The following is a 19,233-nucleotide window of genomic DNA, read 5'->3' as shown; positions in this document are numbered from 1 at the left end:
CTGGCCATTGAAAAGAAGAGTGGCTCCCGATACAATAACACCCTTGGCCGCAGCCAATACGAACTGAGAAAAGAGGGAACGCTATGTCACAGTGCCAGCACCAGACCATCCATCAAAAGGACTACAAGGTTCCCGACTACCTGGTCGATACAGTGGAACTCGCCTTCGACCTGTCCCCGGAGGACACCCGGGTGCTATCCCGGCTCGCCATCCACAGCAACCACGATCGCAGCAACGGCGTGAGCCCCCTGGTGCTGGACGGAGAGGAGCTGACCCTGGTGTCGCTCAAGCTGGACGGCGTCGAACTGGAGCAGGGCGCCTACCGCGTCGATGACGCCTCCCTTACCCTGCTCGCCCCTCCGGAGCGGTTCGTCCTCGAAGTGGAAACCCGGATCAACCCGAAAGAGAACAGCGCCCTCTCCGGCCTGTACGCCTCGGGCCCCATGCTCTGCACCCAATGCGAGGCCGAGGGGTTCAGACACATCACCTACTTCACCGACCGTCCCGACGTCATGGCCGTCTACACCGTGACCCTGCGCGCCGACAAGGCGGGTTGTCCGGTGCTTTTGGCCAACGGTAACCTGGTCGACAAGGGCGACCTCCCCGACGGACGCCACTTCGCCGTCTGGCACGACCCCTTCAAGAAGCCGAGCTATCTCTTCGCCGTGGTCGCCGGCGACCTGGTCCACATCGCCGACCGCTTCACCACCATGAGCGGACGACAGGTGCAGCTCGAGATCTACGTGGAGGAGCGCAACAAGGACAAGTGCGAACATGCCCTCAGATCCCTGATGCGCGCCATGCGCTGGGACGAGGAGCAGTTCGGCCGCGAGTACGACCTGGACACCTACATGGTGGTGGCCGTCGACGACTTCAACATGGGGGCGATGGAGAACAAGGGGCTGAACGTCTTCAACTCGCGCTACGTGCTGGCGAGCCCGGCAAGCGCGACCGACGACGACTACGAGGCCATCGAGGAGGTCATCGGCCACGAGTATTTCCACAACTGGACCGGCAACCGGATCACCTGCCGCGACTGGTTCCAGCTCTCCCTGAAGGAAGGGCTCACCATCTTCCGCGACCAGGAGTTCTCCGCGGATATGCAGTCGCGCCCGGTGAAGAGGATCGCCGACGTGAAGAGCCTGCGCAGCGCGCAGTTCGCCGAGGACGCGAGCCCCCTGGCCCACCCGGTGCGCCCCGAGTCGTACGTGGAGATCAACAACTTCTACAGCATGACCGTGTATCACAAGGGGGGCGAGGTGATCCGGATGCTGCAGACCCTTTTGGGGCGCGAGGGATTCCGGGCCGGTATGGACCTCTACTTCGAGCGTCACGACGGGCAGGCGGTGCGGGTCGACGAGTTCGTGCAGGCCATGGCGGACGCGGGCAGGCGCGACCTCTCCCAGTTCATGCTCTGGTACGACCAGGCCGGCACCCCGGCCTTGACGGTACGGGACGACTACCGCCCCGAAGACGGCAGCTACACCCTGACCGTGACCCAGAGCTGCCCGGCGACTCCCGGTCAGCCGGAGAAGAAGCCGTTCCACATCCCGCTCGCCATGGGGCTTTTGGACCGGGACGGCAACGAGTTGCCGCTCCAGCTCGCCGGTGAGGCGCAAGCCGTCGGGACCTCCCGCGTCCTGGAGCTTAGGCAGGAGACGGAAAGCTTCACCTTCGTCGGGCTGGAAGAGCGCCCGGTGCCGTCGCTGTTGCGCAACTTCTGCGCGCCGGTGAAGCTCGACTATCCCTACAGTGACGACGACCTGAACCTCCTGATGACCCGCGACAGCGATCCCTTCGTGCGTTGGGAGGCGGGACAGGTGCAGGCGGTGAAGCTGATCATGGCGCTGATCGGCGAGATCCAGGCGGGGCGCCAGGCGCAGGTTCCGGAGAGCTTCATCGACTCCTTCCGCAGGCTCCTTGCCGACGACCGCCAGGACCGCGCCTTCCTGGCCGAGACGCTCACCCTCCCCACCGAGAGCTACCTCGCCGAGCAGATGGCGGTGATCGACCCCGACGCCATCCACCAGGCCCGTGAGCTGGTGCGGGCCACGGTAGGGCGGGTCCTTGCCGCCGAACTCTTCGCCGCGCGCGCCGCCTGCGCCCCCAAGGCCCCCTACCGCCCCGACGACGGGCTGGCCGGCTGCCGCAGGTTGAAAAACCTCTGCCTGGGCTACCTGATGGCGGCGGGGGGGCAGGAGGCGATCGACGCCTGCATGACCCAGTACCGAAGCGCCGACAACATGACCGACAGCCTGGGCGCGCTCGCCCCGCTGGCCAGCTGTGCCTGCCCCGAGCGCGAGCAGGCGCTCGCGGCTTTCTACGAGTGCTGGCGCGGCGACCGCGGCGTCATCGACAAGTGGTTCACCCACCAGGCGCTGTCGCGTCTGCCCGATACCATGGACCGGGTGCTGGCGCTTCTGGAGCACCCAGACTTCGACCTGCGCAACCCGAACCGGGTCCGCTCGCTGGTGGGCGCCTTCAGCCAGGGCAACCAGGTCCGCTTCCACGATGCCGGCGGCAGGGGATACCGCTTCCTGGGCGACCAGATCCTGCGCCTGAACGGGATCAACCCGCAGATAGCCGCGCGCATGCTCACCCCCTTCAGCCGGTGGCGGCGCTACGACCTGCACCGCCAGGAGCTCATGAAGAAGGAACTGGAGCGCATCCTGGCAGAACCAGGCCTGGCAAGGGACGTGTACGAGCTGGCGGCGAAAAGCCTGTAGTAATCGGGGAATCACCAGGGTGTCGCTTAGCGCAAAAACGTGACCCAAGGGTTCCCCCCTTTGCGAAGGGGGGACAGGGGGGATTTGGTTTCTGGGGGCTGAGCCCGTTGGAAGGGGACTGGCTCCGCAGGTGCCTGTCCCCCCTTTTTTTTACAGCCAGCGCTTCTTCTTGAAATAGACCAGCATACCGCCGGCGATGGACAGGCACAACACTATGACCGCCGGGTAGCCGTAGGGCCGGTCCAACTCGGGCATTCCCTTAAAGTTCATGCCGTACCACCCCGCTATGAAGGAAAGCGGCATGAAAATGGTGGCGATGATGGTGAGCACCTTCATCACCTCGTTCAACCGGTTCGAGACGCTGGAGAGGTAGATATCCAGCATGCCCGAGAGCATCTCGCGCAGCGTCTCCAGGGTGTCGAGCACCTGCACGGTGTGGTCGTAAAGGTCGCGCAGGTAGATCACCGTGGTGTCCCGGATCAGCAGCGAATCACGGCGCTGCAGGCTGCTCACCACCTCGCGCAGCGGCCAGAACACCTTGTGCAGGAAGAGCAACTGGCGCTTGAGCCGGTAGATGGCCTGGACCGTCGCCGTGGTGGGGTTGTCGATCAGTTCGTCCTCGATATCCTCGATCCGGTCCGCCAGTTGCTCCAGCACCAGGAAGTAATGGTCTACGATCACGTCCAAAAGGGCGTGCATCAGCAAGTCCGCCCCCATGGCCCGCAGCCGGGACTTCTCGTTGGCCAGGCGGGCGCGCACCTGTTCGAACACGTCCCCTTCCAGCCCCTCCTGGAATGAGATTAGGTAGTTCTGTCCCAGCACCAGGCTCACCTGTTCGCTCTTAATCTCGCCGGTTCCCTCGTCCAGACCGATCATCTTCAGCACGACGTAGAGGTACTCACCGTAGTCGGCCGCCTTGGGGCGCTGGTCCGTGGCGAGGATGTCTTCCAGGACCAGCGGGTGGATGCCGTAGCAGCTGCCGAAATGCCGCAACACCTCGAGGTCCGACAGCCCCTCCACGTTAACCCAGGTCACCCCCGGCCCGCCCTTCTTGATCAGGCACTCACCCAGCGAGCTGACCGGGTGCTTTTCGAGGTGGGTCTCGTCGTACTGCACCAGGTCGACCCTCGTGGCGCCGGCCTTGTCGCGCCCCATGTGGATCAGTGTCCCCGGGGCCAGTCCCGCTTTCTTCGAGCGCTTCTTTATCGAAGTCATAGTCCGGCGAGCCTCATGATGCGGTCCCACTCTTCCTTGCGCACCGGCTGGATCGAGAGGCGGCTGCGGTTCAAAAGGGCCATCCCCCCGAGTTCGGGAATGGACTTCAGCTCGGAGAGGGTCACCGGCCGCGGCAGTTCACGCACGAAGCGCACGTCGACCATGTACCAGGTCGGCTTATCCGGCGCACTCTTGGGATCGAAGTACTTGCTGTTGGGATCGAAGGCGGTGAAATCGGGGTACCCGCTTCTCACCACCTCGGCGATGCCGACCACGCCCGGTTCCGCGATGTTACTGTGGTAGAAGAGCACCAGGTCGCCGACCTGGACCTGGTCGCGCAGGAAGTTGCGCGCCTGAAAGTTGCGTACGCCGTCCCAATGCTCGGTGGCGTCGGGGCGGCCCTTGAGATCATCGAGGGAGAAACTGGAGGGTTCGCTCTTGAAGAGCCAGTAGTTGGGCATGTTGTGTTCCTTTCATTTCTTTGCTCGTCACCCCCTCCCCGTGGAGGCGGCCGTCTTCTTGCTCCCTCCCCCGGAGGGGGAGGGTCGGGGAGGGGGAAGCAGTTCAAGGCCTCCCCCCCTCCCCCTCCGGGGGGAGGAGCGAGATGCTGATGGTGCTGCAACAGGTGGGGCGAATGATTATTCGCCCCTACAGGTGTCTGCGCGTCTTCCGTTTCAACACTTTCAAAAGCTCCACCGCCGTCAGCGTGTTCAGCACGTCCTCCCGCTCCAGCCAACCGCGCTGGGCGACCGAGATGCCCCAGGGGAGGGTCTCGAACTGAATCTTGGCGTGGGTGTCGGTGTTGATGGCGATCTTGACGCCGAGTTCCTTGGCGCGGCGCACGTAGCGGTCTTCCAGGTCCAGCCGCAGCGGGTACGCGTTGATCTCGAGAGCCGTCCCCGTCTCCCTGGCCACCTGGAGCACCTCTTCCATGTCCAGCTGGTAGCCCTCCCGTTCCCCGATGATGCGTCCGGTGGGATGGGCAATGATGTGCACGTACGGGTTTCTCATCGCCGCCACGATACGCGCGGTCATCACTTCCTTGGAGTTGTTGAAGCCGGAGTGGATCGATGCCACCACCACGTCGAGATCCTTGAGCACGTCGTCCGGAAAATCCAGCGTGCCGTCGCCGCGGATGTCCATCTCGGTCCCGTGCAGCACCCGGAACCCTTCCTGCTCGCGGTTCACCTCGCGGATCTCCGCCTGCTGCTCTTTGAGCCGCTCTACCGTCAGGCCGCGCGCCACACCGAGCCCCTGGGAATGGTCGGTCACGGCAAGGTAGGAAAGGCCCTGCAAGCGCGCCGCCTCCACCAGTTCGGCGATGCCGTGGGCACCGTCGCTCCAGCGGGAATGCACATGCAGGTCCCCCAGGATCTGCTCCCTGGTCACCAACTGCGGCAGTTTCCCCGCCTGCGCCGCCTCGATCTCGCCGCGGTCTTCGCGCAGGACCGGCGGCACGAAGGGAAGGTCGAGCAGGCGGTAGACATCCTCCTCGTTCTCACCACCCAGGCGGACGTTGTCCTCCTCGCGGAAGATGCCGTACTCGTTGATCTTCAGCCCCCGCTTCTGCGCCATTTCCCGCAGCCGAACGTTGTGGGCCTGGCTGCCGGTGAGGTAGGCCAGCGCGGCGCCGTAGGAAGCCGGCTCGACCACGCGCAGGTCCACCTGCACCCCTTCGCGGATGGTGACGCTGGCCCTGGTCGGGCCGCGCATGATCACGTCGTGCACCTGGGTCAGGTTCAGGAAGGCCTCCATGACACTCGCCGGATCGGGGGACGTCGCCACGATGTCGATATCCTTGATGCTGTCGCGCCGGCGCCTGATGCTTCCCGCCACCTCGATCCGCTCCAGGGGCGCCATCTGTTTAAGTGCCGCCACCAGTTCCTCCGCCGCCGGCAGCATCCGTCCCAGCGGCTGCCGCTCGCGCCCGCGCTTGACGGCCTGGATCCCCTTCAGGATATTCTCCTCGGTCTTCTCCTTGATCCCCTTGATGCCGCTCAGGCGGTGTTCCCGCGCGGCCTGCTCCAGCTCCTCGAGGCTCGTGATCTGCAGCGCCTCGTAGATTGCCTTCGCCGTCTTCGGCCCCAGGTCGGGCACCGCCAGCAGGGTGAAGACGCCGGCGGGGACCTCCTTTTTGAGCTGGTCGTAGTGGGCGGTGGTACCGGTCTGCAGGTACTCCTCGATGCGCGCGGCCAAGTCCGCGCCTATCCCCGGGATCTCCAGGAGTTCCTTGTGCGACATCTGAGCCAGGTCCCGGTTCAGCCCTTCCAGGTTGAGCGCCGCCCGCCGGTAGGCCCTGATCTTGAAGACGTTGTCCTGCCGGATTTCCATGATGTCTGCTATCTCATCGAACATCCTGGCTATCTCTCGGTTCTTCATGGCATCCCCCGAGGCCAACGGCGAGTTCTACGTTCTAGGTTCGACGTTCAATGTTCAACTTAAACCTGCCGCAAACGGCTCCCCCCTTGTCAAAGGGGGGCCGGGGGGGATTTGCCGCTTCAAACAAAAAGCACCCCCCCCTAAATCCCCCTTTGACAAGGGGGAATTTTCAGGTCCTCTATCACTTCCCTGCCTGGTCGCCCCAGAGTTCCTTCAGCCTGTGATCCCGGCCGCAGCTCAGGCGGTAGTAAGAATACCGCAGCGGGTTCTTCTTGTAATAGTGCTGGTGATATTCTTCCGCCGGGTAGAATTCGGTCGCCGCAACGATTTCAGTCTGAATGGGCGCCTTCAACTGTCTGCTCTTCTCGAGAGTCTGCTTTGACTGCAGGGCCAGGCGGTGCTGCTCTTCGTTATGATAGAAGATCGCGCTCCGGTACTGATGCCCGACGTCGCAGAACTGGCGATCCTTTACCGTGGGGTCGATGTTGTGCCAGTAACGGTTGAGCAGCATGTCGTAACTGATCTTGGTCGGGTCGTACAGGACCTGCACCGATTCAGCATGGCCGGTGCCTCCCGCGGAGACCTGCTCGTAGGTCGGGTTCTTCACGTGGCCGCCGGTATAGCCCGACGTCACCGACACCACCCCCGGCAGTTCGTCGAAGGGATGCTCCATGCACCAGAAGCAGCCGCCGGCAAAAGTCGCCTTCTGCAACTGCGCGGCCGGCAAAGAACCTGCCATGGCTAGGACAAGCAGCAAGGCAGTCGCCAGGAAAGTCAGAGTTTTCATGTTGATGCCTCCCCCAAAACCACAACTGCCTCAACGCAAAGACGCGGAGGCGCAAAGTCGCCAAGACAAGCAGTCAAAGTTTTTAGAGGTTCCCGCCGCGCCTCTGCGCCTTGGCGCCTTTGCGTTAAAGCCTTCGGGTTTCTATCCGTCTCCCTCTTACTTGGTCGCCACGAACTGCAGCGCGGCGGAGTTCATGCAGTAGCGCAGCCCGGTGGGCTTGGGTCCGTCGTTGAAGACATGCCCCAGGTGGCCACCGCAGCGGCGGCACAACACTTCGGTCCGCGTGCTGAAGAAGCTGCGGTCGGTCTCGGTCTTCACGTTTTCCTTGGCTATCGGCTGGGTAAAGCTGGGCCACCCCGTACCGGATTCGAACTTGTCCTCGGACTTGAAAAGGTCCAATCCGCACCCGGCGCAACGGTAGATACCGTGATCATGGGTAGCTGCATATTTGCCGGTGAAGGCACGCTCGGTCCCCTTTTCCCGAAGGATGTGATACTGCTCAGGGGTCAATATCTTCTTCCATTCCGCGTTGGTTTTCACTACCTCGTCAGACATGATGTAGTTCCCCTTTTCGGCTGAATAGACCTTGATACGGGAAGCGGCGTCAGCTTCGATACCTACTGCCGCCGCGAGAAAGAACAAAAAAACCAGAATGAGTCTTCCTAAGTTCATGGCGCGATCTCCTGTAGGTTGTTGAAAACATATCCTCTTGCATAACCCTTAGGATAGCATAGGCGGCCAAATATTGCATGACGGGCACCTGGTTAAGAAAGAGCCACATCTGCCGAAAAGTATCTTCACCTTTTTGGCTTGAAGCAGAAGGGGATATCCTGAATAATAAGTGACGTTGCCTGCATTGCCTGGGAGGTAAAATGAAGGGTCTTTTGGTAGTCCTGATGGTTTTTATGACTGCAACGGCTGCTTGCGCCGACATCTACACCTGGAAAGACAGCACCGGGACCAGGTTCTACACCAACAGCCTGCACGAGATCCCGGCGCGCTACCTGAAAAAGGCGCGGGTGCTCGACGTGGCAACCGGCAAACTGGGAGGCCTGGCGACGGCACAGCCGCCAACACCGGCAGCACCTGCCACTGCGGGCCGCAGCACCGCGCCCGCACCCGCCCGACCGCAGCTGGTGCAGCAAGCCCCGTCGATGCTGCCCACGGCCGCGCCGGAACCACCGCAGCCCCCCCAGGCGGCTGCGCCTCAGGCGGCGGGTGCACCTGCGGCAGCCGCTGTATCCCCGACGCCGCCGGTGGCAGAGCGCGCGCCCGCCGCCCAAAACTCGACACGCGCCCCGGGGCGGCTCTCGCGCAGGGAGCTCCGGGCCCAGGGCAGGCGCAGCAACAACACCGGCGAGGAGTAGCGGTTGGGCTGGTATCATACACTTAGCAGAAGGTACTGGCTCCGACTGGTGCCTGTCCCTCTAGCGGTACGCTCTATTCCGCTCCGCCAGCTTACCCGAGCACTAAGGGGACAGGCACCTCGCGGAGCCAGTCCCTCGGAAGCGGAGGCGGTAATGAAAGTCCTTGTCGTAGGCATTTTGCTGTTATTGGCCGGTACTGCCGGCGCCGAAGAACTCGTCTGCCGGGGGAACATCATCAGCACCCAGGGGGAAGGGATCGTGGCACGCAAGCACCGTTTCGAGGTCGCCGACGTGACCGGTGACGACGTCCAGGCAGTGCTGGAAAAGTGCAGGAAGATCGCGCTGGAGCGACAGGGTCGCGCCGCCCGCAAGAACCCTGGCGGCAACTTTACTGCGTCTTCCGACGTCGAACTGCAGTGCAGCAAAGGCACGGAAAGAATCGAGGTACGCCGCAGAATCCAGACCAGATAGCGGCAGGCAAAAGGTGAAGGAAAGGTCAAAAGAGAAGCCCCGTCGGGCTTCTCTTTTTTTTAATTGTGATAGTATTTGATCTTAATTTGAATTTCCAGCGACGACGTGCCGATAAGAGTACGGGAGGCGCCTCCGGTCGCTCCGCCATACCCCCACGATTCTGAAAGCTTACCTTCTTAACACAAGCTGCATCAGGCTAAATCCAAAGCGGCACCATAGGAGAACAGGATGAACATTCATGAGTATCAGGCCAAGGAGATACTGAATTCGTTCGGCATCCCCATCCCTCGTGGTCGCGTCGCGCTCACCGCCGACCAGGTGGAGCGGGCAGCCAAGGAGATGGGGGGGCGCTGCGTGGTCAAGGCGCAGATCTATGCCGGCGGACGCGGCAAGGCGGGCGGCGTCAGGCTCGTGCACCATCCGGAACAGGCCCAGGAGTACGCGAAGGAACTGTTCGGCAAGACCCTGGTCACGCCCCAGACCGGCCCCGAAGGGCTCAAGGTCCGGCGCATACTGGTAGAGGAGGCGGTGGAGATCGCCCGCGAGTTCTACCTCTCCATCACCCTGGACCGGAGCACGTCCCGCTACGTCCTGATCGCCTCCGCCGAAGGCGGCATGGAAATCGAGGAGGTCGCCTCCAAGACACCGGAGAAGATCCACACCCTGACCATCGACCCGTTCCTCGGGCTCAGATCGTACCAGGCACGGCAGATCGCCCTGCAGCTCGGCCTGTCCGGGAGCGTCTGCGAGGACTGCGTCAACCTGATCCAAAACCTGTACCGGGTCTGCCTGGAGAAGGACTGCGCGCTGGTGGAGATCAACCCGCTGGTGGTCACCAGGGCCGGATGGCTCATGGCCATGGACGCCAAGATCACCTTCGACGACAACGCCATCTTCAGGCACCGTGAATATCCCGACATGATGGACTACTCCCAGCTCGACCCGCTGGAGATCAACGCCGGCAAGTACGACCTGGCCTACATCAAGCTCTCCGGCTCCATCGGCTGCCTGGTCAACGGCGCCGGGCTGGCCATGGCCACGCTTGACGTGCTCAAGGAGTTCGGCGGGGAGCCCGCCAACTTCCTCGACGTCGGGGGTGGGGCCACCCGTGAGAAGGTGGCGGAGGCCTTCAAGATCATCCTGCAGGACGCCGACGTGAAAGGGATCTTCGTCAACATCTTCGGCGGCATCATGCGCTGCGACGTGATCGCCCACGGTATCATCGAGGCGGCCAGCGAGGTGAACTGCACCCTCCCCATCGTGGTGCGCATGGACGGCAGCCAGGTCGAAGAAGGGAAACGGCTCCTCACCGAGAGCGGCCTGAACGTCCAGTGCAGCGACAACCTGGGCGATGCCGCCTCGAAGATCGTGGGAATGCTGGGGTAATCTACATATTCGGGAGATAAGCCTATGTCCATATTGATCAACAATTCATCCAGGATAGTAGTGCAGGGGATCACCGGCCGCAGCGGCCTGTTTCACACCCAGCAGTGCCGTGAGTACGGCAGCAACATCGTGGCCGGTGTCACGCCCGGCAAGGGCGGCATCCACATCGAGGGGATCCCGGTCTTCAACACCGTGGCCGAGGCGGTGAAGTACACCAACGCCAACGTCTCCATGATCTTCGTGCCGCCGCCGGGGGCCGCCGACGCCATCCTCGAATCGGCGGCAGCCGGCCTCGAGCTCGCCGTCTGCATCACCGAGGGGATCCCGGTGCGCGACATGGTCCCGGTGAAGGCGGTGCTCAAGCAGAGCAAGATGCGCCTGGTAGGCCCCAACTGCCCCGGCGTGATCACGCCCGGCGAGTGCAAGATCGGCATCATGCCCGGGCACATCCACAGGCCGGGCAAGATCGGCGTCGTCTCGCGCTCCGGCACCCTCACCTACGAGGCGGTCAAACAGCTCACCGACATGGGGCTCGGCCAATCGACCTGCGTCGGGATCGGGGGCGACCCCATCATCGGCATGAACTTCATCGACGTGCTCAAGCTCTTCAACGAGGACCCGGGCACGGAAGGGGTGTTCATGATCGGTGAAATCGGGGGATCCGCCGAGGAGGACGCCGCGCACTGGATCCAGGAGCACATGAAAAAGCCGGTGGCGGCCTTCATCGCCGGGGTCACCGCGCCGCCGGGCAAGAGGATGGGGCACGCCGGCGCCATCATCACCGGGGGCAAGGGCAAGGCGGAGGACAAGATTCGCACCCTCACCGAGTGCGGCGTGACCGTCGCCTCCAGCCCGACCAAGATGGGCGAGGCGATGCAGACAGCCATCGGCGCCAAGGGGAACGGCAAGAAGAAGTGACGATGCCGGTCCGGGCAGCAACGTAAAAAGGGGCACCTCCTCACGGGGGTGCCCCTTTCTTTTCTATCCCTTACCATCTTTCACCATAGAGGTCCACATCCCCTCTCCCTCAGCGAGAGGGTCAGGGTGAGGGAGTTTTTTTACCCACCGGAATCCTCTCCTCGCAGGGGACCCTGGTCTGGCACAGGCCGCAGCCGGTGCTGGTGACCCCATACCGTTCGCCCACTGCCCCGGGGACCGTCCCATAAACGTAGCCGCGGCAAATGGCCTTGTCATGCCCGTCCCTGGAAAGCGCACCGACCGGACAGCGTCCGATGCACGCCCCGCAGCTCCCCTCCCGGTACCACAGGCAGTTGGATCGGTGATCGCTCCACGGCCGCGTGCTCGGCTCGATGGCGAGGTCGGTGACGACGCTACCTAGTCGGTGAGCGATGCCGCGGGAGGTGATCAGGGCGTCGTTGAGGCTGAAGGTCCCCAGCCCCGCAGCGTAGGCGGCGTGGCGCTCCGACCAGGAAGACGCGATCCCGACCGGTGAGTCCGGGTACTCCCGCCAGGCCGGGTGCAACTGCGGCGCGAAGGCGCGGTAACCGGCATCGACCAGGAACTGCACCACCTGGCGGCGCAGGGCAGCGTTGAAGGCTTCGCCGTGCTGCCTGGTCAGCGCCCAGGCGCGGGAGGGATAGGTGGTCTCGCTGCGGTTGCTACGGCGGGTCTGTTCCGAGATGGGGAGGGCCCAGCAGATGACCGTGGCCGGTTGCCAGGGCGGGTCTTCCCGCTGCGCGAGTTCCGTCGGGGTGAGATGGAAGGGGCCGATCACGGTCTGGTACTGCGTGAATAAAGGATCATCGGCAGCCGCGAAGCCGAGCAACGGCTCGGTGAAGTAGGGCGCACTGTCATCCGGGAACCGGTTACCCGGCTCCTCCTGGACGAACCGCTCGATCATCCGGCACAGGGCTTCTCTCATCTCTGACACCTCCTGGCAAGTTACAGAAACGGCCAGGACACCTTATCACGATCTGCAACGACAGCCATCCTTTTTCCTGATTCGCCATCATCTTCGACCAGATGCTGCCACGTCCCCCCTCCCTCCGGGAGTGGCTAGGGTGAGGGTGGCAGCGGACAATACATTATTTTTCACCAACACCAGCTCTTTTGTTTACAACACGTCTCAAGTACAAACCGCATCTCCCGATAAGTGACCTGCACCACTGAAACAACGTTCACAGCAGCGGTACGGCCCTAAGGCGTCAGCAAGGAGAAGGACATGAAGGAAATTTTGAACCTTTACCTCAACTTCACCATCAAGTTCAGGCTCAGCCTGCTGTGCATCTGCTACAGCCTCTGCCTGATCGCTACCGCAGTTGCCGCCCAGGCCGATTCCCTGCTGATCAAGTATGGCTCACTCACCCTTTTCATCGTTCTGGGCGGCGCCTTTGGCGCCATCAACATCTGGTCCATAAGGACCCCGCTGGCGCGCACCATGCGCTACCTGGAGACCATGGCCCAGGGGGACCTCAGCGAAGAGATCGTGGTGAACCGCCGTAATGAAATCAGTCAGATGCTCAGGTCCCTGCAGAAACTGCAGACTTCCATGCGTGGGATGATCCAAGGGATCCAGCAAACCGCCGACGAACTCGCCAGCGCCTCCAGTCAACTGAGCAACACCTCTACCAGGATGGCCGAGGGGACGGAGCACGCCTCGCAGCAATCGAGCTCGGTTTCCAGCGCCGTCGGCGAGATGGCGGGGGTCAGCAGCGACATCGCGCTCAGTTGCCAAAAGATGGCGGACCGGGCGGGAAGTACCAACACCGCGACCAGCAAGGGGGAAGAAACCATCACACGCATGACCTCGGTCATGGGAGAAATCGAGCAGATGGTGACAGGGACCGTCGACGCCGTCAAGGCCCTTGGTTCCAACTCGGACAAGATCGGGGACATCGTTGTTGCTATCGAAGACATCGCCGACCAGACCAATCTCCTCGCGCTTAATGCCGCCATTGAGGCCGCGCGTGCCGGCGAACAGGGGCGCGGGTTCGCGGTGGTCGCCGACGAGGTCAGAAGGCTCGCGGAGCGGACCACCTCGTCCACCCGCGAAGTACAGTCGATCATCGCGTCGTTGCAAGGGGATGTGAAGAACGTTGTGGCACTGATGGAGCGCAGCGCGAACAGCGTCAGGAGCGGCACCGATGACGTGCAACATTCCAGCCGCGCCATCGGGACCATCAAGGAACACATCACTCCTCTTTTGGAGTATGTCTCACAGGTCGCTACCGCGGCCGAACAGCAGTCTGCAACCACGATCAACATCTCCGAGAGCATGCGCCAGATCATCGGTGTGGTGCAGGAAACCGCAGGGGGCGCACAGGAGTCTGCCCGGGCCGCCGAGGACCTTGCCAACTCCGCGCGGGCACTGCAGGACATGGTGAGTCGCTTCAGGGTGGCGGCGTAAAAAGGGTAACGGAAGTGCTGTGACTCCCTCCCCCGGAGGGGGAGGGGACTGACTGGGAGGGTTGGCTTACACGTGGAATTTGCGGGCGAGGTCGTTGTCGATGACGTAGACGCAGATTTCCTTGGCGCACTGCTTGGTGTACTTGAACTTGTCGGAACTCAGGTTGTTGATCAGGAAGGTCACGTCGTCCCTGATGCGCTTGTCGTAGGTCTTGAAGGCTTCCGTGTCGAAATCCTTGATGGCACGGCGGAAGTTGGCGTTCTCCAGGAACGGCTCCAGCACCTTCTCCTTCAGGTTGAAGACGTAGCGGTCGTGCAGCGACTGGTACAGCGCCGTATCCTGTGCCCGTTTCCCCTCCACCATGATCTCCTGGGTTAACGTCCTACCGGTATACTCACGCTGGGTCTCCTGCCTGAATGCGAACCGTGCATCATCCTCCACCTTGGCCCCCAGCAGGCGCCGCTCGATCCCCGCCAGGAACTCCTCGGTAATTTCCAGCTTCTCTCCCGTGAACCGGCACACCTCGACGGCTCCCGGCTCGAAGTTGACCGCGAACATGTAGTGCAGGATGTCGCGCTCGATCTGGGCCTCGTTGTAGTAGTAGAGCGCCTCCTTCACCTCCTGGAGCACCACGTAGTCGTAGTTGTGCACCAGCGATTCCATGAACCCGTCCGGGATCGACTCCTTCAACTCCTTGTGCCAGCGCGTGAAGAAAGTGGACAGGTTGTTCATGGTGATCATCTTGTCCTTCCTGGCGTAGGCGGAGTAGAAGTCGGAGAAGATCTTGATGGACTCGCGCCCCGAGAAGCCGTGGTCCCCTTCGTGCTCGCTCTCGGCGATGATTTTCTTCCGGCGCTTGGCGTTGAGGCGCTTCCTGTCCTCCTCGGAGAGCCAATCCGGGATGTGCCCGGTGTAGATCTCCATCTTCAGGATCTGCAGGTTCTCGTCGCAGTAGAGCCGGTACTTTTCCGGATCGCCGATCCACTCCAAAAGCGCGTCCGACTTCACGTTCATCCTGGTCGAGATGATCACCCGGGCGAAGTTGTGCAGCACCCGCGGCAGGAAGCTGGTATCGATGTGCTTGCCGAAGATGTTGCGGTAGATCTCCACCTCGGTGTTGAGATCCATGACGTAGGGGATGTTGATGAACTCGATGCGGTCCGAGAAGGACTGCACCCCCTCGATGCTCCGCTCGTCCTCGGGGTTCATCAGCGCGATGAAAAGGCTGCGCACGTTCTCCTCGATGTCCTCGACCTTGTGAATCCCTTCGCTGATGATGTTGTGCAGCTCCAGGAGCCGCTCGGCGTTGTGGGACTTCACGTCCATGAGGGCATAGATGCCGTTGTTGGTCTTGGCGAAGTTGGAGAAGAGGTACTTCACCTCGTTGCTGTCGCCCAGGAGCAGGTCGATCTTCCTCTGCAGCATGTCGTTGGTGAGGATGTTCATCTTCATGGATTTGTCGCCCGGGTTGAACACCGTGACCCCCTCGCCCAGCCTGCGGTTGAAGCGATAGGGGCGCACCTTGATCATCCGGAAGATGTCGGCGGGGTCGTCGAGCCGCGCCGCGAGCGCCTGGAAGATGGAGGTGCAGATGGTGCAGGGCGAGTCGCGGAACACCCAGTCGTACTCCTTCTCGGTGAAGAGCTTCCATTTGAAGGAGTCGTTCTGGAAAACATCGTCGAAAAAGGCACGCCGCTGGGCCTTGTCGATCATGAGCAGCGGGCTGTCGTGCGACGGGCAGGGAACCTCGACCACGTCGCCGCCGCGCAGCAGGGCCCGGGTGTCCAGGTGGTCGTGACTCTCCAGTTCGTACTCGTCGAGCAGGTGGGAGAGTTTTTCCACGAAGGCGCTGACCTGGTGCTCCTTGAAACTCCCCAAGACGCGGCGATCTAGGTGCCAGACCACCTCGTAGGTCCTCCCCTCGTCGGTGCTGGAGTACTCCTCGAACTTCATCAGCACGTTGTTGAGGAAGGTACTCTTGCCCGAGCCGGGGGGGCCCTCGAAGATGTAGATCTTGTTCTGGCGCGCCCCGCTCTTCATGTCGGCCACGTGGTTCATGAAACGATTGGCGAACAGGCGGTCGGCGAAGAACGGGCGGTCGGAGTTCTGCACGAAGAGCTTGGTGGTGTCGTAGGGGACGAAGTTGATCGACTCCGGATCCTCCGGGTACTCATCGGTTCCGGCGTTGACGTAGCTACTCACCATGTCGTGGAAGAGCTGGAAGATGTTGCGCATCATCCGTTCCGGTTTCTCCGTGACGAGCTGTATGAACTCCTCGAACGACATATACGAGGTGTTCTTGTGCTCGACGATGGAGCGACTCAACTGCTTTATGACTGTCTCTAGATCTGGCATAGCTTATCCGCCTGTCACAGTATCTGCCGGCTGAGGACCTTGTCCTTCATGGTGTACACCACCCGCTGCCACGTGATCTCCGGCTCTTCCACACCTTCCCGGCCGGAGCTGCCGCGCTGTTGCTCTATCACCGCCTCGCTGGTCTCCAGCTGCACCGGCGCCCCCCACAGGTACTCGATGCCGACCATGGTGTTGGCGATGTATTCGGAGACCAGCTGTTTTCCCTCGAAATGGTGCACCAGGTAGAGCATTCCCTCTTCACCGCGCTCCGGTGCGATCTCGATGTAGGGTGGATGGTACAGTGAGGCCAGCACCATGTCGCGGTAGTCGTTGGCATCCCGGCTCTTGACGTAGTACTGCCAGACCATGCGCTGCGGGTCGAGCCGCTTACCGGTCACGAAGAGGTCGTAGCGGTCGGTGAACTCCTGGTCCACGAAGTCCTTGATGAAGAGGTAGTCGCAGTAGTTGCTCCTGATCTTGAAGAGGTACTCGTCCCCTTTGCCGGACGCGGCGTCGAAGCGCTTTCTCTCTTCGCGGTCCGAGAGCCGGTTGAACTCGTAGCCGGTCTTGCCCTTGTCGCCGTTCTCCTTCAGCTGGTACATGAGCCGCATGCCCAGCGCGTACGGGTTCATGCCGACCCGCGGCATGGAAGTAACGCCGGCATGGACGCGGGCGAAATCTACCTCGTGCCCCTTGATGCGGTCGTCCACCAGGAAGAGCTTCTCGTGCCAGTAGCTCGCCCACCCCTCGTTCATGATCTTGGTGCGGATCTGCGGCTGGAAGAAGATGGAGGTCTTGCGCACCACCTCGAGCACCGAGCGCATCCACTGGTTTTCGTCGCGGGCCAGGAACTCGGAGTTCTCGATCAGGAACTTCATCAGGTCGCGCCGCTCGACCCGCTTCACGTTCTGGCTCTTGGTGAAATGTGCTTCCATCTCCGGGTACTTGGCGGTCACCTCGGCGAAGAAGATGCGCTCCCCTTCCTCACGGTTCTGGGAGATGGCGTCGTTGTAACGCGCCACCTCTTTCAGGTACTCTCCTACCGGAAGCTTCTTCTCGACCTGCAGGAAAACGTCGAAGTAGTAGTCCAGGCGGCTCGAGGTGGCGGCCTCCGGCGCCATGAACAGGGGCGAGAGCTCGTCGTGGTAGCCGACCAGGTTGTCGATGGAGCGGGCGAACTCCAGGATGTAGTCCACCCAGCGCCCCTTCTCGGCTCTGAGCTTGGCGATGACCCGCTTGTCCGAGAGCGCCTGGCCGGTGAAGTCGTATTCCCAGGTGTGCCGGAAGTAGAGGTTGTTCTGGAAAAAATCGATATGGCCCAGCACGTGGTAGAAGATCATCACGTTGAGCCAGTCGGGGTTGTTGTCGTTGTAGAACGAGATCGGGGGGCGCGTGTTGATCACCGTCTCGTAGGGGTTATGCGGGTAGAGCTCGTACTCCCCTTTGCCCCGCAGCACCTCCACGTCGTGCACCCAGTAATCGTAGAGGGTCGGAATCATCACCTTCGGCGAGAGCTCGATGAGGTCGCGGTTGGTGACGATATATTCGAGGCTCTCGTCGGTGAAGGTGAGGCCTGCCGCACGCGCCCGCTCCTTGCACCCTTCCATGATCGCCTTGGTATGTTGGTTGATCAGTTCCATAACTGCCTCTTGCCACCTATCGTCCCCTCCCCCGGAGGGGGAGGGTTAGGGAGGGGGACAATCCATCAACCTTCCCCCCTCCAACCTCCCCCCTCCGGGGGGAGGCTCGCCAGAGAAAGACACCGTTTTTTAAGAGATGAGCCTCTTGATCCCCTCGATGACACGGGCCTCTTCGGCATCCTCATGCATGATGTCCATGCGCAGAAGGTCCGGCTTGTCGCGCAACAGCCCCGAGTTCTCCAGGTAGCGCGCCACCTCGGTCCACTGCGTCCCCGCGTGCTCCGCGATGGTGACCCCCATACGGCTCACGTAACTGAGGATCTTGACCAGTTCCGGGATCGACTTGTCGCCGCCGGTATCCCAGTCGTCGCCGTCGGTGCCGTGGAAAACATAAATGTTATAGTCCGCGGCCAGGTTTTCCTTCTCGACGATCTCGTTGACCAGCTTGTAGGCGCTGGCCACCTCGGTCCCGCCGGCCACCCGGGAGTTGTAGTAGGTGTCGAAGTCCGGCACCTCCTTGGCCTCGGTGTCGTGCAGGATGAAACGGGATTCCACCTGTCCCGCGTACTGGTACAAAAGCCAGCTGTAGATCATGACGTGCTGGGTCGCCACCAGCTCGGTCACCTTGCCCGCCATGGAGCCGGAGTAGTCGCGCAGGAAGAAGACCATCGCCTGCGGCTCGTAATCCTTCTCCTGGGAGAAGATGCGGTACACCTTGTCCCGCGGCGAAATGAGGAACCGGGTGGGGTCCATATCGGCAGGGTCAGGGAGGTTGCCCAGGGAGATGTTGGTTTCCACGATCTTCCTGAGGGTCGCCTTCTTGTCCAGTACCTGCCCGGAACCGCGGTTCCTGTCGGTGAGTTCGTAGATGTACCGGGTGAAGGAGCGCTTTTTCCCTTTTTCCTTCAGGTTGGGGAGCTGGAACTGTTCGGTGAGGACCCGCCCCAGTTCGTAGGCGGACGCGCCCATCTCGTGGGCTTCACCCTCACCCTGTCCCGGCCCCTGCCCCGGCTCCTCGCCGGTCTCGCGCACCTTCTGCTCGCCGATGACCTCGCCTTCCTCGCCCTTGCCGCTGCCGCCGGTCGAGCCACCCTCGCCGGGAGGACGGATGGTCGGGTCGTGCAGGAACTTCTCCTCCTCGGTGGAGGGAACCACGACGATCTTACCCTTGCCCCCTTTGCCCGGCTTGATCAGTCTCCCCACCCGGATCTTGCGGGGGAAACCGTCCTTCTCGCGCTGCCGGTCCCGCTCCAGGAGCTCATCCAGCGCCTTCATGTGCAGCTGGTACGGGTTGGGGACCCGCTCCTGGTCCTGCAGCACCGCCAGGTCGTGCCAGGTGTAGAGGCCGCGGGAGAAGTCCGGGAAAGGGCCGCGCCGGTCGGAGACGGAGATCTCCCGCACTCCCGACAGTTCCTCGCGGAAGCGCGCCTCGCGTTCCGGGTCGAGCCCCTGGGCCTTCAGTCGTTCGAGGTATTTTTCGGAATCTTTCATGGCATCGTCGGCCTTTTAAAGGCGGGCGAATGATCGTTCGCCCCTACGG

The 19,233-nt window shown here is 62.2% G+C and carries 15 protein-coding genes; 6 read left to right on the top strand and 9 right to left on the bottom strand.

Features of this window, described 5'->3' with window-relative positions:
• Positions 1–83: 83 nt before the first annotated feature.
• Positions 84–2,726 carry an aminopeptidase N gene (pepN, locus tag JFN91_RS01840; protein ID WP_199387511.1) on the top strand — a complete coding sequence of 881 codons (2,643 nt, stop codon included), beginning with the start codon at positions 84–86 and terminating at the stop codon, positions 2,724–2,726.
• 150 nt (positions 2,727–2,876) lie between these two features.
• Here the strand turns inward: pepN and corA are convergent, their stop codons facing one another.
• The 5 genes from corA to msrB form a co-directional block, all read right to left on the bottom strand.
• On the bottom strand, positions 2,877–3,941 hold the full coding sequence (gene corA, locus JFN91_RS01835) for a magnesium/cobalt transporter CorA (RefSeq protein WP_199387510.1): 1,065 nt from the start codon (positions 3,939–3,941) through the stop codon (positions 2,877–2,879).
• Positions 3,938–4,402 carry an EVE domain-containing protein gene (locus JFN91_RS01830; protein ID WP_199387509.1) on the bottom strand — a complete coding sequence of 155 codons (465 nt, stop codon included), beginning with the start codon at positions 4,400–4,402 and terminating at the stop codon, positions 3,938–3,940. Before JFN91_RS01830 ends, corA begins: the two co-directional genes overlap by 4 nt.
• A gap of 187 nt (positions 4,403–4,589) precedes the next feature.
• Positions 4,590–6,320: a DNA polymerase/3'-5' exonuclease PolX gene (gene polX / locus JFN91_RS01825; RefSeq protein WP_199387508.1), complete on the bottom strand. Its 1,731-nt coding sequence runs from the start codon at positions 6,318–6,320 to the stop codon at positions 4,590–4,592.
• A gap of 181 nt (positions 6,321–6,501) precedes the next feature.
• On the bottom strand, positions 6,502–7,059 hold the full coding sequence (msrA, locus tag JFN91_RS01820; RefSeq protein ID WP_236014906.1) for a peptide-methionine (S)-S-oxide reductase MsrA: 558 nt from the start codon (positions 7,057–7,059) through the stop codon (positions 6,502–6,504).
• 204 nt (positions 7,060–7,263) lie between these two features.
• Positions 7,264–7,779 (bottom strand): peptide-methionine (R)-S-oxide reductase MsrB, encoded by a 516-nt coding sequence (msrB, locus tag JFN91_RS01815; protein ID WP_215907238.1) that lies wholly within the window; start codon positions 7,777–7,779, stop codon positions 7,264–7,266.
• Between the two features lie 200 nt (positions 7,780–7,979).
• Between msrB and JFN91_RS01810 the strand changes: the two genes are divergently transcribed.
• The 4 genes from JFN91_RS01810 to sucD all read left to right on the top strand — a co-directional run bounded on the left by JFN91_RS01810 (position 7,980) and on the right by sucD (position 11,249).
• Positions 7,980–8,474, top strand: coding sequence for a hypothetical protein (locus tag JFN91_RS01810; protein ID WP_199387506.1), 495 nt, complete (start codon positions 7,980–7,982; stop codon positions 8,472–8,474).
• Between the two features lie 153 nt (positions 8,475–8,627).
• A complete protein-coding gene (locus JFN91_RS01805; RefSeq protein ID WP_199387505.1) occupies positions 8,628–8,945 on the top strand; it encodes a hypothetical protein in 318 nt (105 codons plus the stop codon).
• Positions 8,946–9,173: 228 nt separating this feature from the next.
• Positions 9,174–10,331 (top strand): ADP-forming succinate--CoA ligase subunit beta, encoded by a 1,158-nt coding sequence (sucC, locus tag JFN91_RS01800; RefSeq protein WP_199387504.1) that lies wholly within the window; start codon positions 9,174–9,176, stop codon positions 10,329–10,331.
• Between the two features lie 24 nt (positions 10,332–10,355).
• Complete coding sequence (gene sucD / locus JFN91_RS01795) at positions 10,356–11,249, top strand: succinate--CoA ligase subunit alpha (RefSeq protein WP_199387503.1); 894 nt, start codon at positions 10,356–10,358, stop codon at positions 11,247–11,249.
• Positions 11,250–11,370: 121 nt separating this feature from the next.
• Here the strand turns inward: sucD and JFN91_RS01790 are convergent, their stop codons facing one another.
• Positions 11,371–12,213, bottom strand: coding sequence for an epoxyqueuosine reductase (locus JFN91_RS01790; protein WP_199387502.1), 843 nt, complete (start codon positions 12,211–12,213; stop codon positions 11,371–11,373).
• Between the two features lie 300 nt (positions 12,214–12,513).
• Here JFN91_RS01790 and JFN91_RS01785 point away from each other — a divergent pair, with 300 nt between their 5' ends.
• Positions 12,514–13,698, top strand: coding sequence for a methyl-accepting chemotaxis protein (locus JFN91_RS01785; RefSeq protein ID WP_199387501.1), 1,185 nt, complete (start codon positions 12,514–12,516; stop codon positions 13,696–13,698).
• 66 nt (positions 13,699–13,764) lie between these two features.
• Here JFN91_RS01785 and JFN91_RS01780 read toward each other — a convergent pair whose 3' ends face one another.
• The 3 genes from JFN91_RS01780 to JFN91_RS01770 form a co-directional block, all read right to left on the bottom strand.
• On the bottom strand, positions 13,765–16,053 hold the full coding sequence (locus JFN91_RS01780) for a serine protein kinase PrkA (protein WP_199387500.1): 2,289 nt from the start codon (positions 16,051–16,053) through the stop codon (positions 13,765–13,767).
• Positions 16,054–16,067: 14 nt separating this feature from the next.
• Positions 16,068–17,693, bottom strand: coding sequence for a SpoVR family protein (locus tag JFN91_RS01775; RefSeq protein ID WP_199387499.1), 1,626 nt, complete (start codon positions 17,691–17,693; stop codon positions 16,068–16,070).
• Positions 17,694–17,822: 129 nt separating this feature from the next.
• Entirely contained in the window at positions 17,823–19,184 is a 1,362-nt protein-coding gene (locus tag JFN91_RS01770; protein WP_199387498.1) for a DUF444 family protein, read from the bottom strand.
• Between the last annotated feature and the right edge of the window lie 49 nt (positions 19,185–19,233).

This window comes from Geomonas anaerohicana (assembly GCF_016458305.1).
GTDB lineage: Bacteria > Desulfobacterota > Desulfuromonadia > Geobacterales > Geobacteraceae > Geomonas > Geomonas anaerohicana.
The sequence above is the reverse complement of the archived record's forward strand: the minus strand, read 5'-3'. Positions and strand labels throughout refer to the sequence as shown.